Origin of the sequence: Paenibacillus cellulosilyticus (genome assembly GCF_003182255.1) — a bacterium.
Classification (GTDB): domain Bacteria; phylum Bacillota; class Bacilli; order Paenibacillales; family Paenibacillaceae; genus Paenibacillus_T; species Paenibacillus_T cellulosilyticus.
Genome location: NZ_QGTQ01000008.1, coordinates 38,477 through 55,270, shown reverse-complemented (window position 1 = coordinate 55,270; position 16,794 = coordinate 38,477). Strand labels below are relative to the sequence as shown.

The window sequence follows — 16,794 nt, the reverse complement described above, 5'->3', positions numbered from 1 at the left end:
TCTAATGGAGAACGATCCGGTTTTTTCAATTTCCGATTACATCATATTGTTGTAGGACTCGAGGAATTTCAGGTACTTCCTTACTGCAAGGGACAAGTATCGCTTGTCGTTCCAAGCAATGGAGAATTCGCGTTCACAGACCTGTGATTGAATGCTCAGCAGCTTCACATTAGGATCTTCATTCGTATTGCGAGGCACAAATGCGACGCCAAGTCCCGCTTGGACAAGACTCCATAACGCAGAGGGTTCATCTACCTCGCATATAATATTTCGGGAGATACCTGCCGCTTCGCAATAAGCTTCATTAATCAGCCGGAATGGATGCCCCGCATGATATTCGATATAAGGCTCATTCTCTGTCTCGATCAACGTAATCGTGTCTCTGCTTGCGAATGGGTGGGTGATTGGCACGGCGAGACAAACTTCTGTCTTCAGTACGATTTGTTCCTTGATCCAGGATTGATTCAGCGGTGCAGCAATGAAGCAGAGGTCGACATCGCCCCGTTCCAGCAGCCCGATCATATCGCTCGACGAGGCTGGAGGAATCTGAGTCACGCGAAATACGATTTCCGGGTTCTCCTTACGAAATTCGCTTATGGTGGAGGAGAGACGACTAAGCGTTGGGGTAGCAAGTCTTATCGTAACTTGCTCCGTGCCTAGCATATCCGCCAATTCCCGCCGTCCTTCGTCCAGCGCTCCCAGCGCGATTTCAACCTTCTGCAGGAATACGCTGCCGAAACGATTTAAACGAATTTGCCGGTTATTGCGATCAAACAGAGGGACGCCAACGTCCTCCTCGAGACGTGATATCGTCTTGCTAAGCGCAGGCTGAGCAATCCGAAGCACCTCGGCAGCTTTAGTCATATGCTCGTATTTCGCAACCGTACGAAAATAATGAAGCTGCAGCAGTTCCACTAGGTTAACCTCCCAGTCTTATGTTTTAACGCTTCCATATACCTGAGTATATAATAACATGCATTAATATATATTATCATTTATTGATCGACAGGGGTATATTGGTAAGTATAAAGAGAAGGAGGAGGGAACACACCATGCCAGCACAACAACCAGATGTCCTACAACCAGCGATAGGAAACGTACTTATTAAGCTTCTTGCGTTCACCCTGATTATATCTTCTATGAGCGCAACGATGTTCAATATTGTTCTTCCCGAGATTCGGACCGACTTTAACCTGTCCGTCGCTCAAGTTAGTTGGGTGTCGACGTCCTATTTACTGATCTATGCGGTTGGTTCCGTTATTTACGGAAAGCTGCTTGATCGTTATCAGGCCAAGAATCTAATTACGTTTGGACTTCTCGTATTTGCTTCAGGCTCATTGTTAGGGCTGCTCGCGGGATCGTTCCCCTTCGTATTGATGGCCAGAATTCTGCAAGCGGTTGGCGCATCCGTTATTCCGGCATTAGCGATGTTAATTCCTGTCCGTTATTTTCCGCCGGAAAGAAGGGGGCATGCATTAGGAATTTCGGCAACCGGCTTAGCGCTTGGCAATGCGATTGGACCCATTATTTCATCACTTCTGGTGTCATTCGTCCATTGGAGATGGTTGTTTGCAATCCCACTGCTGATTCTGATTACCATGCCGTTCTATCGTAAGCATCTGAGCTCGGATATTCGAGAAGGCGGGCATATTGATTGGCTTGGTGGAGGACTTCTTATCGGGACGGTAGCCCTGTTGCTGCTGGCCATTACGCAAGGGAACTTATGGCTTGGTGCCGGAAGTGCGTTGATGGTTATCGGTTTCTTATGGCGGATTCGTACAGCGGCTGATCCTTTTATCTCCAGGACACTATTACGGGATCGCATTTATTTAACGGGACTAATGATCGCGGCAGTTGTGATGAGTATCAGCTATGCACTGCCGTTTCTAACGCCTCAATTGCTGTCGGATATCAATCAGCTCGCGCCAGGTGTAATTGGATTTGTCATGGTGCCCGGCGCATGCTTGTCCGCTTATTTGGGTCGTAAAGTGGGGAAATTGGCGGATTCCAAAGGCAATTCCTTCGTATATCACACGGCATCGTTATTATTATTCAGCTGTTTCCTCCTGTTATCGATATTTGTTGGCAGTCCTGCTGCTCTGATTGGATTGATCTTCACCCTTGGGAATGCTGGCCAGATGTTTATGCAAATCGTACTTTCCAATACGATCTCGCGCAGTATTCCTAAGGATCAGATTGGAGTAGGAATGGGCATGTTAACGCTTTGCAATTTCCTTTCTGGTGCGATTGCTACAGGGATATACGGCAAAGTGATGGATCATGGGGCAAGTTCGAGCTGGATACCGTGGCATACCAATGAAGCATCCTTTGTATTCAGCAATCTCTATCTTGTCCTTGCTCTTATTCATATTGGCTTGTTAATTGTTTATCGCAGTGTATATGTCAACAGGAGAAAGACGACAACGGCAGGGCAAATGTTGAGCAATTAAGGATTAAGAATAACGGATCGGTCTCTAATGAGACTGGTCTGTTTTTTTATAGAAAGTAGCTCTGTGAAGGTAAAATTAACCATATGACGAATACAGAAGAGGTGCAATTCATCGAATAGGAGGCTATTAACATGGCAGAAACCATTATAAACAGCGTCTCATTCCTACAAGTTCCAGTTAACAATCTTGAGGAATCACTGGAGTGGTACATAAGTAATCTAGGGTTCGAGCTGCATTTTAAACGACCGGACAATAAAATGGCAATCGTTGCTCTCCCTTCGGGTCCATCGATTTTTCTCGGCGAAAGGGAACTGCAGCAAGGAACGATGTCGGTCGTTATCGGTTTTGAAGCAGCGGATATCGTAAAGTTGCTTTCCGACCTACAGCGTAAAGGGGTACACATTGGCGAGATAAGGAAAGAAAGAGGGGCTATTACGACCGAATCCGGAGAAACGGAGATCCTTGGGATGGACTTCGATTTCTATGACCCTAGCGGAAATAAGTTAGTGGCTCATGGTAAATCAAATTTCGTAGAGTAGTCGGTCAGCATATTTGAATCGCGTACGCGACGAGCAATGCCTGTTCCATTATAATGATAGGACGCTTGGTCACCTTGGCTAGGCATTATATAAACATTCATCATGAAAGTCAGGTGTCACCGTATGAAATTAAGAACAAGCTTATCGATCGGATTGTGTCTTGCAGCGTTCACGCTGGCAGCATGTCAGGCGGAGGAGAGGGAGGTCGCCCCGGCGGAAGGAGCCGGCTATTTCGTAGCGCCTGGCGGCAGCGACGCCAATGCAGGAACCATCACCTCCCCGTGGAAAACGCTGCAGCATGCAGCCGATGTGGTTGCTCCAGGCAGTACCGTCTACGTACGCGACGGTGTCTACAACCAGAAATTGAAGATTACCCGTTCCGGCTCCGCATCGGCGGGGGCGATTACGTTTATGAACTATGGCAGCGAACAAGCCGTTATTGACGGTACCGGGCTGTCTGTCGACGGAAGCGAAGGGCTGATCGAGCTGGACAACGTCGATCAGGTGACAATTAAAGGCTTTGAAGTGCGCAATTATACGACAAGCAATAGCGACGAGGTGCCTATCGGTATCTACGTCCATGGCGCTGGCAGCGATATTCGTCTTGCGAACAATAACGTCCATGCGATCAAGAACACGTCTGCGCCGCAAGGTGAGGATTTGGAGGGAAGGGATGCACACGGCATCGCAATCTATGGAACGGAGGCGCCAGCGTCGATACATAACCTGACGATTACCGGCAATGAACTATACGATCTCGTCCTTGGATCGAGTGAGGCGTTGGTGCTGAACGGTAACGTGGATACGTTCGAGGTGACGAATAATACGGTCCACGACAGCGACAATATTGGAATTGACGTAATCGGCTTCGAGGGGACAGCGCCCAAGGCAGCCTATGACCAGGCCCGCAACGGTCTGATCAAGGGCAACCGGATTTATAATATTTCGACCAATCATAATCCTTCTTATGGCACTTCGGTCCCGAATGACTCGTATTCGGCTGGCGGCATTTATATCGATGGCGGCAAGGACACGGTTGTGGAACAGAACTACAGCTATAAGAATGACATCGGCATTGAGATCGCTTCGGAGCATCAAGGGAAGTCGACGAGCAACATTACGGTTAGCAGCAATATGATCTACGACAATCGACTGACCGGAATCGCGATAGGCGGCTATGACGAGGATAGAGGTTCTACCGTGAGCAGTAAGATCGTGAATAATACGCTGTACAACAACGATTCACTGGGCTGGGGCAGCGGTCAGCTGTACGTCCAGTACAACACGAAGAACAACGTGATAGAATCGAATATTTTTGCCGCGGCGGATTCGGATGTGATGATCTACAACGCGTACACAGCCAACTCAGGGAACGTGGTGGACTACAACCTGTACTTCACGTCAGCGGGTGCATCGGATGCCACTTGGACATGGAAAAATAAAACGTACGCCGGCTTTGCCGCATACAAAGCTGGTACGAATAATGATACGCATTCGCTGTTCGCCGATCCCAATTTCGTCGATGCGACTGGCAGCGATTTTCATCTGAAGGCAGGTTCTCCTGCCATCGATGCAGGGCCGAAGAAGCCATCTTACGTCGCGACGTCTGATATCGACGGGGAGGCGAGAGTCAGCGGTGCCGCCGTGAATATTGGGGCGGACGAGTAGACGGAGTGACGCCTCTGTTCATAGGCAAGAAAGAAAGCCGCGCAGCTGCGGCTTTTTTTTATTTACACGAAAGAGGGAAGAGACCGATTGGCCTGTTCTACCCAACCGAATAGATCGAAGATACAGCGCATATGAGTCACATATAGCGATCATATCGGAAGGGTCGGTAAGCGAATGCGCGATAGATTTATCAATACGCCGGCAGCTTATGCGCTTGGCATGTTCGCCATGATGGTGCCGAGTCAGGCTTTCCTGTCCTACTTCAACTATTATTACGTGGAGAAGCTCGGCCTAGGCCTCGCGCTAGCGACAATTGCACGTACGATCTATCTGTTCTGGGATGCGGTTAACAATCCGATGGCCGGCTATCTGTCTGATCGGACCAAGACTCGATTCGGACGCAGGCGGCCATGGATCATGGGCTCGATTCCCGTGTTTATGCTCGTATTCATCATGGTATTTTCGGTTCCACGGGGACTTGAAGACACCGGGCTATTCGTTTGGCTGGTCCTCTCCATCGTTTTATTCGAGGGTGTTGCGACACTGCTGTGGGTCAATTATGGCGCGCTGTTCCCAGAGCTGTTCCAAGGGGAGCGGCTTCGTGCGAAGGCGTCCGCGGTACAGCAGATCTACCAAATCGTCGCGCTCTTGATCGGCACGTCACTAACGCCTATCATATACGGAGCGATCGGCTTCGGCTGGATGTCGGTGTCGTATTCGCTGCTCTTCGGGGTATGTATGATTGGGTTCGTATTATCGATTCGAGAACGGGAGGACATCCCGCAGGCGGCTCCGATGCCGATGCTGGAAGCGTTTCGCGTGACGTTGAAAAACAAGCCGTTCTGGACGTTCAACATTGCCAACTCGTTCGCACAGACGGTCAACGGATTGCTAGGCGCGCTGATGCCGTTCTATGCGAAGTACGCGCTGCACATATCGGAGCGATACGTGTCGGTCCTAATGGCCGCCGTGTTCGTCTCGGTTATACCGCTTGTAGCGGCATGGTATTATATCTCGCGCAAGCTCGGCGGCCTCTCGAGCTGGCGACTCGCATTCGCCGTATATGGGCTCGCGGCAGTTCCGCTCTGGTTCGCAAACAATTTGGGCGAAGGCATCGTGGCTGGCATTATCGCAGGCTTCGGCATGGCGGGCTTCCTCGTCACACCTGCGCTGCTAAGCAGCCGCATCATTGATCTGGACGCCGAGCGTACTGGCCACAGAAGAGAAGGCATATATACGGCAGTTGCCGGGTTTATTACACGGTCAAGCGGGCTCATCGCCGCGCTGGCCTTCTGGATCGTCGGCCTATTATATGGCTATGAGAGCGGGGATAAGCCGGGACCTCATCCGGAAACGGTGTTTCGCGTGCTAATCAGCGCCGTACCCTTCATTTTGCTTGCCGTATCGTTCGTCGTATCACTGTTCGTGAAGTTGTCGGAGAAACGCATAAGCGGAGAGGAGGAAGGAAGTGTAGGAGAATAAACCGTTGACGCGATGCCGTTAACCGTTTTTGTGAAGTGATGGCATTTGGTCAGGATAATAAGCGTAAAGACGACAAAGCCGCGAAGCTAATCGGCTACTCACGGCTTTTTGTCACTTGCCCAACAGGCTCCTCGATGTCTTGCTTAACACTGCTCGTTATTGCTCATTATCAAATTACGTATCACGGTCGGATGTGCGCCTTCAAACTTCGCGGTACGAATCTCATAATGCTCATGCGAATAAGTAAAATCCGGCTCCCCGATGCTATCCAACACACCTAAATCCATTCGCCGATTATCGCCGAATTTTATACGTTTTCCAAGTGCATAGTGGTAATGGTATAAAGGTACAGAAACACTTCTGCGAGGTTCTTTCCATATGGAGCTCCCGCCAGCGGCTTGCAGCGTACAATGATGCTTCTCATCTCGATATCGGATTCCGATCCCGTTACGCCACATACGCAAAATGTCATTCGACCAACGAGCATCACCTTGGGCATTAATACGAATCGTCTTTAAGTCACGCCAGAAGTTAACAAAAGGAAACTGATATACGTTCATTTCCTTATCTTCCATCAACACAGGCAGTACTTCTGCAAACCGATCGTCAAATATTTCATCTACGTCCAGATTGGCTATCCAGTCGGATGTCGCTTTGGCAACCATGAAATTGCGCACCTCGGATTCATTCCAATCATCAGAGTAGGGCATACCCGTCTGCTTGTGAGTATACAGTCGAATATTCGCCTTATCGCGATAACTCTCGATCCATTCGACGGTTCTATCCACACTGCCACCATCAACGATAATGATCTCATCTGCAAACATGGTGACACTTTCTAAAAATATAGGAATGAATGTTTCCTCGTTCAACACAGGCGTTATGACGGTTAGTGACATCGTTAGTCCCCTCGCCTTATAAATAAATCATTTTCTTCTTCTCCGCTTCTAAGATGACCGGCAACGTATGAAGAAAAAGATTTCGTCTAATTGAATCCGCTGCCACTTCTGCACGCTCTGCTATAGTGACAAACCAATGTGGAAATCGGCAGACCCCGCGATATAAGGCTTCGTGTGAACGAGCCTCCGGATGAATAAGGAAATATTCATTTAATACATCTCCAATGCGATCCGGGGATAATGACATCTTATCTTGCATATCTGATATGACCTGATGCAGGTCGCATACTTGCAGTGAAATTTGAGAACTATCGAAATCCACAATCCGCGCTTCAGATCCCCAGCAAATGACATTTCCTCTGTGCAGATCGAAGTGGGTAATCGTTCCGCGGCGTACCGATTCATTAATATACAACTCTGAATTAAGACTTTGTAACTGTACGAGTGCAGTATTGGCAAGTTCCAATGCATGTTGAAACGTTCTTCCAAGTTCAAGAGCAGGTGGATTGCTTGCCCATCTTCTCAATTTCATTAGCTTTCGTTCGTAGATAGCGAACCATTGTTTAGGTGTCGACGGACCATATGCTTCTTGAGTAGGGGTTTCATATGTCCATCTTGCTGCTTGATGAAACCTGGCAACGGAACGTATATAACAATAAGGATCAAGAGTAACCGTGCCCTGTATCCATCTTGCCAAATACCCATATTGATTACTGTTTGCAATGTGGAAATGCAGCATGTCGGATCTCGTTCGAATGACTTCCGGGGCCACACGCATTGAGCCGAGATTGTGTTGCAATAAGATTGGGAATGTGCCATTCAAAATCTTAAGTGCAAATGTATCTCGTCCATCGTGTAGTTTCCATACGCCACGATTGCTCCTCCTTACAATACAAGCCGCACACCAATCACCTGAATGATAATTCGTATTGACCCATTCAATGACCTGTTCATTATCCGTTCCATACACCCCCAGTGACATCTTACACCTAAGTTCATCTTATTCATCCTTGCCGCACCAGACCTAGCCTCGGCACCCAATGTAATAAAAAGGGCTCATTTTTAAAATCCTCGAAACAACCTTTTTTTCTACCCAGAGTAAGCTAGCAGCAATACGTTCAAAGGTGGTGCAGCTATGAACAAGTTGAATGTCTTGTTTATCACGGAAGATTTCAGTCGATATGTCCAACGCAGTATCGTGTATTTATGTCATGCGCTTGCTGATTTGGTCAACCTGACGGTATGGCATGAGGCGGGACCTATTACAGATATCCTTCAGCAGCTTCGTGAGCGACCTGACTATATCCTTTTGAATGATTTGAGAAAAGAACATACGCCATTGATTGACGGGCTAGCGAATATTGATATCCCATTGGGAGCGATCCTGCATGACCCGCACTTTATGAAGGATAAGCGCAAGGAGTTTTACAACCTCAATCATGTGAAGCATATCTTCACAATCTATCGTGATCCTTTTTTAAAGTGGTATCCAGAGTTTGTCGATCAAATGCATTGGTTCCCGCACTTTGCAGAAACAGCCATCTTCCGTGACTATAAGCTGGAGAGAGACATCGACTTCATGCTGCTTGGCTGTACGGTACCCAAATATTACCCGCTAAGAAAATCAATGCTGGAGCATATGCGCCATAGAGAAGGCTTCTTCCATCGAGAGCATCCTGGGTATCGTAATTTCACAACGGAAGAAGATGTTGAGCTCCTTGTCGACCGATCTTACGCATTGGCCATTAATCGCGCTAAAATTTTTCTTTCCTGCGACTCCATCTTTCATTATCCATTGCGCAAATATTTTGAAGTGTTAGCCTGCCGGACCTTACTGCTTGCGCCTGCCTCACAGGAACTGTTTGATTTAGGGTTTGTACCAGGAATTCATTTTGTAGATGTTACTGAACAAGATTACGAGGAGAAAGCAGATTATTACTTGATGAACGAAGCTGAACGCCGTCGAATTGCTGATGCTGGCTTTGAGCTCATTCATGGACGACATTCCGTTAAGCAGCGCGCAAAGCAATTCTTTGATTTTATTCAACAATCTATGCAGGAATAGAAACTTTTAGGTGAATATTTGGGGGTTATTCAACCACACGTGATAACAGGGGGGTGACATATAGTATTAAACAAACGCGGAAGTGTCTGCAGAAAAGGAGTGTCGTCATGGTCAAAAAGAGACGAATGCAGGGGCATAAGAAAAATAAACCGGCAGCGTCTGCACTCCCTCGCACGCCTAAGACAAAAACGAGGTTAAAGGAAAGTGCAATACCACGCGTTAAAAAACGTAAAGAACTCGTCCCAGAGGCTATCTCCTTGCCGTCTATGTCCCTGCCTACAGACACTCCAAGGCTTGAATCTGTTCACTTTGATACCAATAACCGAGCAATGGACTTGCCTCATCATGAAAAGGCGGGAAAATATCCTCTTGACGTGTTCCGCTTTCCCATCATCGATTGGCATTATCGGTTTCAGCGGCCGCAGCAATTTTGTTTGAAATTTGCAAACGATGGTTATCGTGTGTTCTATTTCCATGTGGATACCAAAGCCATAGATGACACATACGCCACGTTCGAAGACATCTGCAGGAATATAGAAGTGATACCCGTTCAAGAACGCATATGGACGGTACGGTTATGTTCATATAATCCGCTCAATGCATATCGAAGCACTATTCAGCATGAACTGGACATTCATTATTTACTTATGTCGCTAGAAGCGATTAAGCAAAGGTTTGCTATTACAAACCTCTTATCCATAGTAGATCTTCCGTTCTGGTCTACCCTTGTATTCCGTCTAGCCAATAATACAATTATTTATGATTGTATGGACGAACATCATGGTTTTAACAATGTATCGGCAGACAATCTGGCATTAGAGGAACCTTTACTTAAACAAGCCGATCTCGTCATTGCTTCTTCGGAACAGTTGTTATCCAAAGCAAGCGAAATGACTTCTAACGTCTTATTATTAAGGAACGCCGCCGATTTCGAGCATTTCAACAAACCACCTGAGCTTCTCGCCCCTCAACTCCGAGAGAATCAGAAGCCCGTGATCGGCTATCATGGGGCGATAGCTCAATGGTTTGACAGTGAGCTCATTTCGTTCTTGGCCAGTCGTCATCCAGATTGGGAATTCGTATTGATTGGTCATAATTATTCGCTTGATCAGCGCCAGTACGATGATCATGTCCACTTCGTAGGCGAACTTCCTTACTCTGAATTGCCGAGCTATTTACATGGGTTTGACGTATGTGTTATTCCATTCCTGCTCAATCCTCTAACATTAGCCACCAATCCTGTAAAGGTGTATGAATATTTGGCGGCAGGTAAGCCGGTTATTGCGACTCGATTACCTGAACTTGAGGCAATGGATGGGTTGGTTGTTATAGCCGACACTTATTTGCAGTTTGAAGAAGCAATCCAAATGGCGTTGGAAGATCAATCGAACGAAAAGCATGCTTTGCTCCGATCGCAATACGCCAGCAAGCATACATGGTTATCCCGTTATCAACAGCTTATGAAGCATCTGACGACAGCGTATTTTCCAAAGGTCAGTATCGTAATTGCTGCATATAACAACTTTATTTTTACAGAGCGCTGTGTGGAGAGTATATTCGCGCACAACCGAAACCCTAATCTAGAGGTAATTATTGTCGATAATGGCTCCAGTGATGAAACGAGAAATTGGGGAGGTTCTCATTCGCAATTGAAGCTCGTGCGGCTTTCTCATAACTTGGGCTACGCAGCGGCGAACAATCTCGGCTGTCGATTGTCAGTAGGCGATTATATCCTATTGCTCAATAACGATACCATTGTATCGGAGGGCTGGATGGAGGGACTGATCGAACCGCTTCGCAACAACCTGGAACTAGGAATGGTTGGTCCAGTATCCAACAGCGTCGGCAATGATCAGATGCTCGAATTTGCTGTAAGTAACGATGTACATGGCGCAGAGCCTGCATTTCTAAACAAATTCAAGCAGCTGTACAAAGGCCGGAGACGAATGACAGATAACTTAGGATTTTTTTGCGTGGCGATGAAACGAGAAGTATATGAAGCGGTCGGAGGCTTGGATGAAAATTTCGGAATCGGTATGTTCGAAGACGATGATTATTGTCTGCGAGTAAGAAATTCCGGATATCAGCTCGCCATTATTGAAGATGTGTTCGTCCATCATAGTGGCAGCGCCACACTAAGACAGCTCCCGAATACCCAATACCAAAGCTTGTTCGATCAGAATAAACGACTGTTCGAGTCGAAATGGAATATGCGATGGAAGCCTCACCCAAGGCCCATCTCCGCACTCGCAGAGTGGGATTCCTTCCAAGAGGTCTCAGCTACGTTAGGAAAGCATCGGGTATAAGATCAGGAGGGGGATTACTTTGCTCGCAAATAATCAGGAAGAAGCGAAAATAACCGTCCTCATGCCTGTATATAATCGTGCCGACTATATCCCCTTTGCTATTCAAAGTGTATTGGCACAAAGTTATGCAGGCTGGAGACTTATTATATTAGACGATGCCTCCACAGATCATACTTATGAAGCTGCTAATCCTTTTCTCACCGATTCAAAGATTCAATATATGCGCTTTACAACAAACCGCGGAACCGGCGCTGTGTTAGCCGACGCACTATCATTCATTCAAACCCCTTACTTTGTCATCTTAGATTCTGACGACTGGTTAGACATGAGAGCTTTAGAGGTATTGCTGCGTGAAATGGAAAATCAAGACGAATCTATTGGGCTGGTTTTTGGCAATAGCGTCAGTTGGAGAGAGAATGAAGGGCGTATACAAATCAGAAGTGTAGAGAAGCACCGATCCTTCGCAAACAAATATGATTTTATGCTCTATCATCCAATGATTCAGCCAAGATTTTTCCGTACAGCGGCAGTACGTGAGGTAGGAGGCTTTGAATTGGATGATCCTCATCAGGGACGTTACATGGAGGATCGTTACATTTTGCTTAAACTAATAGGCAAGTATCAATTCCATTACGTCAACGCTAACCTCTATCATCTGCGATTACATGCTTCCAATATCTCAAATAAGAAAAACAGTACCAAATTTGAAGAAACCCGATTATATGTATATCCGAAAATACTAAAGCAGTGGGGTGACGAATATGAACCCATATTCGAAGCATCATCCGGATCCGGATGGCTGCATTTGAGTACCTTATTGCCGAGAACAACGGACTTACCTGTGCTGAAGGCTGATAGGACGGCGAAGAACGACAATCTATCGAATTTCTCGGAAGACAAAGTGACGGTTGTCCTGCCGACGTACAATAGGGCCTCGTATATAAGTGAAGCGATTCAAAGCGTGCTGGATCAAACGTTGCAGGATTGGCAATTGCTCATCATTGATGATGCTTCTACGGATCAGACGGAAGAGATTGTAGCTGCGTATATGAATGATTGCAGGATATCTTATGTCAAACGTCCGGTTAACGGAGGAATCGGCAGTGTGCTGAATGACGCGCTGAAGCTGGTGTCTACTCCTTATTTCATGCAGTTAGATGCAGACGATTGGATCGAGAAGGACACCATAAGCACCTTGCTGCAGGCGATGGAAGACGCTGGCGACAGTACCGCATTGGCCTATGGGAATTCGGTACACCATAAGATAAAAAAAGATGGTATCAAAACGGAGATCCTTCAACATCGTACCTTTCGGGATAAATATGAAGTGCTCTTGTACAGGTGGATGATCACTCCCCGTTTCTACCGAACGAATTCGGTTCGTGCTGTTGGCGGTTGGGACATGGATGTGCCTTTTCATGCGCGTTACGCCGAGGACCGGCAGATGTTCTATAAATTGGCGGAGCATTTCAAGTTCCTGCACATGGATCGGGAATTATACCATTCTCGTATACACGGCACCAATCAATCACTCTCGAATAGAGAGAAATACGCTGAAATACGAATATACCTGGTACAGTATTTCTTCCATAAGTGGAGAGGTGCTGAGCAAACAAATCACAGGATGGAATGGCATATGAATGAGCAGGGATGGCCACAGTTCCGCCTCGTTCCGATTGAACAGCGGAAACAGAAGTATTTGTATATTCTTGTTGCCGCGGAAAGGAATGGCCTTGCCGAACAGGAGAAGAGAAAAATGACCTCGTTCTTCAAACAGATATCGGGTACTCATTATACGGTATTTGTTTTCACTTTAGATCGTGTAAATAATAAGGGAAGATATCTTAGAGGCATTGCACTGGAGGATTGGAACAACGAGCCTATAAAAGAGGAATTCCTTCCTTTTCCAGATAGAATTTATACACATGATGTCTTGCTATACAATAAAGCCAAAGCATGGGGCAGTACGGTCGGTTGTAGCGTTGTGTTCTACTCCTATTAGCCGACAGAGGAATTAACGCATACAGGGAGCGACCCACAGCGACGTTACTCCCTGTTCCATTGCAAGGAATTGGAATAATGGGATTTGTAAAATCAGTTATATCTAACATGAATTGCTGTTATAATTCCTTATTGAGGTTAATCAATCATTTAACTGCTTTCAGTGGAGGATCAGATGTTATCTTACTTCTATGACCATAATCTCTTTTTACGTACATGTGAGAAGTCCCCAATTGGAATAGCGTTGTTATCTATTAATGGAAGCATCTTAAAGATTAATCCGTCTTTATGCAAAATGTTAGGATATACGGAAAGCGAATTAATACACCTCGGTATTTCATCTGCCACCCATCCTCAAGATTTAGAAACAGATCTGACATTATGGCATCAATTGATACGTGGCGAGGTGGATGGTTATCAAATCGAAAAAAGGTATTATCATAAATCTGGTTCCATAAAGTGGGGACTTCTAAATGTTACAGCAGAAAGAAACCTTCAAGGAATCAGTGGGAATGACGTTTGCATTGCCCAAATTGTAGATATAACGGAACAAAAAAAGAAGGAAGAAGAGTTTAAGAAGATTGAAGAACTGCACAACCTTATTGCTGAACACTCGCAAGACGCGATTATTCGGTTAACGCCGGACGCAATGGTCACCTATGTCTCGCCAGCGATTCGCAATCAAATCGGCTATGAGCCAGATGAGCTTATTGGGCGATATGTCTATGATTTTTGGCATCCAGAGGATTTGAAATGTGCTTGGTTAAGTCAGGATAATACTGATCCTTCGGATAGCAGAATATTTGTTAATCGTCTTCGACATAAGAACGGTCATTATATATGGCATGAAGCACACTCTAAGAAAATTAGAAATGCTGCAGGAGAGATTCAACACGTGATCAGTATGGGACGTGATATAACCGAACGAATACAATCCGAAGAGTTAATTCGCAGATCAGAGAAACTATCCTTAGTTGGCGAACTTGCAGCTGGGATCGCCCATGAAATCAGAAATCCATTGACTAGTCTACGAGGATTTATGCAATTGTATATGAAAGAGGATATTGATGGCACAAAGAAATTGCGCAATGATGTCATGCTATCAGAGATTGATCGAATCAATGAAATTGTCAGCGAGCTGTTAGTGCTGGCTAAACCTTCAAATGAAGGCTCTGAGTTAAGGGACTTGGTACAACTATTAAATCACGTTACCCGATTATTTGAAGGACAAGCCAATCTGTATAACGTTCAAATCATGACAGAGTTTGATGCCAATTTACCGTTAATCCAGTGTCAAAGCAGTATTAATCAAGTCTTTATCAATGTTTTGAAGAATGCCATTGAGTCCATGCCTAAAGGCGGAGATTTGATCATTCAAGCCAAGAAATTGAACGATAACCTCTACATTCGAATTAAAGATGCTGGGAATGGAATCCCGCAAGAAGAAATGGACAAGATCGGAAACCCGTTTTTTACTACAAAAGAAACGGGAACAGGGTTAGGTTTAATGGTTTCCATGAGGATCATTCAAAATCATAAGGGGACTATGCGCATTGAAAGCGAAGTTGGGAAGGGGACTACAGTGGAAGTTATTTTGCCAATCGTTAAATAGGGGATATTGCAGCAGGATCTGCGGTAAGCCTTACAGTTGCGTTACTTGATTCTAACGAAGGAGCAGTTTGCCGCTGGCAATTGCTCCTTCGTTATGTTTATAGGCTACATTTTTATTCTTAAACATAATTCCGCCATCATTGCCTCAGCTTGCTGTGGATCTTCGTTCAAGCTGCTCGCTGAAAACCTGTCCAACGCGGACGTCTCGCAGATCTGAAGCAATTTGTAAAATCAGTTATAATTAACGCAAATTGCTGTTATAATGCCTTATTGAGGTCAATCATTCTTGTAACTGCTTTAAATGGGGGAACAAATGTTATCACATTTCAATGACCATAGTCTTTTTATTCGTGCATTTGAGAAATCTCCAATCGGAATGGCTTTGTTATCTTGTAATGGAAGTTTCCTGAAGGCTAATCCATCCTTATGCAGGATGTTAGGATATAGTGAAAGCGAATTAATTAATTTCGGCATTTCATTTGATACCCATCCTGAAGATTTAGAGACAACTCAGAAATTATGGCGTAAGTTGGAGCAGGGTGAAATGGATGGTTTTCAAATCGAAAAAAGGTATTCTCATAAATCCGGGACCATTATGTGGGGTCTTTTGAACGTTACAGTTGAAAGGAATCTTCAAGGAATTGATGGAAACGACCTGTTCATTGCCCAAGTTATAGATATAACCGAACAAAAAAAGAAAGAAGAAGAGTTCAAGAAGATTGAAGAACTACATAACCTTATTGCCGAACATTCCCAAGACGTAATTTTGCGGTTGACGCCAGACGGAATGATCGTATTTGTCTCGCCAGCAATCATCAAGCAACTTGGATACGAACCAGAAGAACTTATCGGGAAATATGCTTATGAATATTGGCATCCAGACGATTTGAACAATGCCTGGTTAAGGAAGGGCAATTCTGATCAATCGGACAGCAGAATAACGGTTTATCGTATTCGACATAAGAACGGTCATTATATATGGCAAGAAGCACACTCTAAGAAAATTAGAAATACGGCCGGAGATATTCAACACGTGATCAGTATGGGACGCGATATAACAGAGCGTATACATTCCGAAGAATTAATCCGACGATCAGAGAAGCTTTCCTTAGTTGGGGAACTTGCCGCCGGAATCGCACACGAAATTAGAAACCCATTGACCAGCTTACGAGGATTCATGCAATTGTATGTGAAAGAAGATATTAATGGTACAAAGAAAATACGTAATGATGTCATGATATCCGAAATCGATCGAATCAATGAAATTGTAAGTGAACTGCTCGTGCTAGCTAAACCTTCAAATGAAAGATATGAGTTAAGGGACGTGGCACAACTATTAAATCACGTTACCAGATTATTTGAAGGACAAGCAAACCTATTTAACGTTCAAATCAAGAAAGAGTTAGAAGCCAACTTACCGTTCATTCAGTGTCAAAGCAGTATCAATCAAGTATTCATCAATATTATTAAGAATGCCATTGAATCCATGCCTAAAGGCGGAGAGTTAATCATACAAGCCAGACAAATGAACGATAAACTACACATTCGAATTAACGACACAGGGCATGGTATTCGGCAAGAAGAAATGACCAAGATCGGCAATCCTTTTTATACGACAAAAGAAACCGGAACAGGGTTAGGATTAATGGTTTCAATGAGAATCATTCAAAACCATAAGGGGACTATCGGCATTGAAAGTGAGGTTGGGAAGGGAACGATGGTGGAAGTTATTTTGCCGATCGTAAATAGTAGGATTCTATAGCAGGACCAGCG

The 16,794-nt window shown here is 45.3% G+C and carries 12 protein-coding genes; 9 read left to right on the top strand and 3 right to left on the bottom strand.

Features of this window, described 5'->3' with window-relative positions; genetic code table 11:
* Window positions 1-36: 36 nt before the first annotated feature.
* Window positions 37-915: a LysR family transcriptional regulator gene (locus DFQ01_RS12675; protein ID WP_110044262.1), complete on the bottom strand. Its 879-nt coding sequence runs from the start codon at window positions 913-915 to the stop codon at window positions 37-39.
* A gap of 137 nt (window positions 916-1,052) precedes the next feature.
* Between DFQ01_RS12675 and DFQ01_RS12670 the strand changes: the two genes are divergently transcribed.
* The 4 genes from DFQ01_RS12670 (at window position 1,053) to DFQ01_RS12655 (ending at window position 6,139) form a co-directional block, all read left to right on the top strand.
* Entirely contained in the window at window positions 1,053-2,450 is a 1,398-nt protein-coding gene (locus tag DFQ01_RS12670) for an MFS transporter (protein WP_110044261.1), read from the top strand.
* Between the two features lie 131 nt (window positions 2,451-2,581).
* Window positions 2,582-2,989 carry a VOC family protein gene (locus tag DFQ01_RS12665; protein WP_110044260.1) on the top strand — a complete coding sequence of 136 codons (408 nt, stop codon included), beginning with the start codon at window positions 2,582-2,584 and terminating at the stop codon, window positions 2,987-2,989.
* 123 nt (window positions 2,990-3,112) lie between these two features.
* The gene (locus DFQ01_RS12660; protein ID WP_110044259.1) at window positions 3,113-4,657 is read left to right on the top strand and encodes a choice-of-anchor Q domain-containing protein; all 1,545 of its coding nucleotides are present in this window, start codon (window positions 3,113-3,115) and stop codon (window positions 4,655-4,657) included.
* A gap of 174 nt (window positions 4,658-4,831) precedes the next feature.
* A complete protein-coding gene (locus DFQ01_RS12655) occupies window positions 4,832-6,139 on the top strand; it encodes an MFS transporter (protein WP_110044258.1) in 1,308 nt (435 codons plus the stop codon).
* A gap of 143 nt (window positions 6,140-6,282) precedes the next feature.
* Here DFQ01_RS12655 and DFQ01_RS12650 read toward each other — a convergent pair whose 3' ends face one another.
* Both DFQ01_RS12650 and DFQ01_RS12645 read right to left on the bottom strand, forming a co-directional pair.
* Window positions 6,283-7,038, bottom strand: coding sequence for a glycosyltransferase (locus DFQ01_RS12650; protein WP_110044257.1), 756 nt, complete (start codon window positions 7,036-7,038; stop codon window positions 6,283-6,285).
* A 16-nt stretch (window positions 7,039-7,054) separates the two neighbouring features.
* Entirely contained in the window at window positions 7,055-8,008 is a 954-nt protein-coding gene (locus DFQ01_RS12645) for a protein kinase family protein (RefSeq protein WP_174812670.1), read from the bottom strand.
* Window positions 8,009-8,173: 165 nt separating this feature from the next.
* On the opposite strand from DFQ01_RS12645, the gene DFQ01_RS12640 reads away from it, so the two are divergent.
* The 5 genes from DFQ01_RS12640 to DFQ01_RS12620 all read left to right on the top strand — a co-directional run bounded on the left by DFQ01_RS12640 (window position 8,174) and on the right by DFQ01_RS12620 (window position 16,783).
* Window positions 8,174-9,103, top strand: coding sequence for a glycosyltransferase (locus tag DFQ01_RS12640; RefSeq protein WP_110044255.1), 930 nt, complete (start codon window positions 8,174-8,176; stop codon window positions 9,101-9,103).
* A gap of 107 nt (window positions 9,104-9,210) precedes the next feature.
* Complete coding sequence (locus DFQ01_RS12635) at window positions 9,211-11,409, top strand: glycosyltransferase (protein ID WP_110044254.1); 2,199 nt, start codon at window positions 9,211-9,213, stop codon at window positions 11,407-11,409.
* Between the two features lie 19 nt (window positions 11,410-11,428).
* Complete coding sequence (locus tag DFQ01_RS12630) at window positions 11,429-13,411, top strand: glycosyltransferase family 2 protein (protein ID WP_110044253.1); 1,983 nt, start codon at window positions 11,429-11,431, stop codon at window positions 13,409-13,411.
* A 174-nt stretch (window positions 13,412-13,585) separates the two neighbouring features.
* Window positions 13,586-15,022 carry a PAS domain S-box protein gene (locus DFQ01_RS12625; RefSeq protein ID WP_110044252.1) on the top strand — a complete coding sequence of 479 codons (1,437 nt, stop codon included), beginning with the start codon at window positions 13,586-13,588 and terminating at the stop codon, window positions 15,020-15,022.
* A 312-nt stretch (window positions 15,023-15,334) separates the two neighbouring features.
* Window positions 15,335-16,783, top strand: coding sequence for a PAS domain S-box protein (locus DFQ01_RS12620; protein ID WP_174812669.1), 1,449 nt, complete (start codon window positions 15,335-15,337; stop codon window positions 16,781-16,783).
* Window positions 16,784-16,794 lie beyond the last annotated feature (11 nt).

Coding starts and splice junctions, on each gene's coding strand:
- DFQ01_RS12640 (WP_110044255.1), top strand. CDS start 8,174: ATGAACAAGTTGAATGTCTTGTTTATCACGGAAGATTTCAGTCGATAT.
- DFQ01_RS12650 (WP_110044257.1), bottom strand. CDS start 7,038: ATGTCACTAACCGTCATAACGCCTGTGTTGAACGAGGAAACATTCATT.
- DFQ01_RS12660 (WP_110044259.1), top strand. CDS start 3,113: ATGAAATTAAGAACAAGCTTATCGATCGGATTGTGTCTTGCAGCGTTC.
- DFQ01_RS12670 (WP_110044261.1), top strand. CDS start 1,053: ATGCCAGCACAACAACCAGATGTCCTACAACCAGCGATAGGAAACGTA.
- DFQ01_RS12620 (WP_174812669.1), top strand. CDS start 15,335: ATGTTATCACATTTCAATGACCATAGTCTTTTTATTCGTGCATTTGAG.
- DFQ01_RS12655 (WP_110044258.1), top strand. CDS start 4,832: ATGCGCGATAGATTTATCAATACGCCGGCAGCTTATGCGCTTGGCATG.
- DFQ01_RS12665 (WP_110044260.1), top strand. CDS start 2,582: ATGGCAGAAACCATTATAAACAGCGTCTCATTCCTACAAGTTCCAGTT.
- DFQ01_RS12635 (WP_110044254.1), top strand. CDS start 9,211: ATGGTCAAAAAGAGACGAATGCAGGGGCATAAGAAAAATAAACCGGCA.
- DFQ01_RS12625 (WP_110044252.1), top strand. CDS start 13,586: ATGTTATCTTACTTCTATGACCATAATCTCTTTTTACGTACATGTGAG.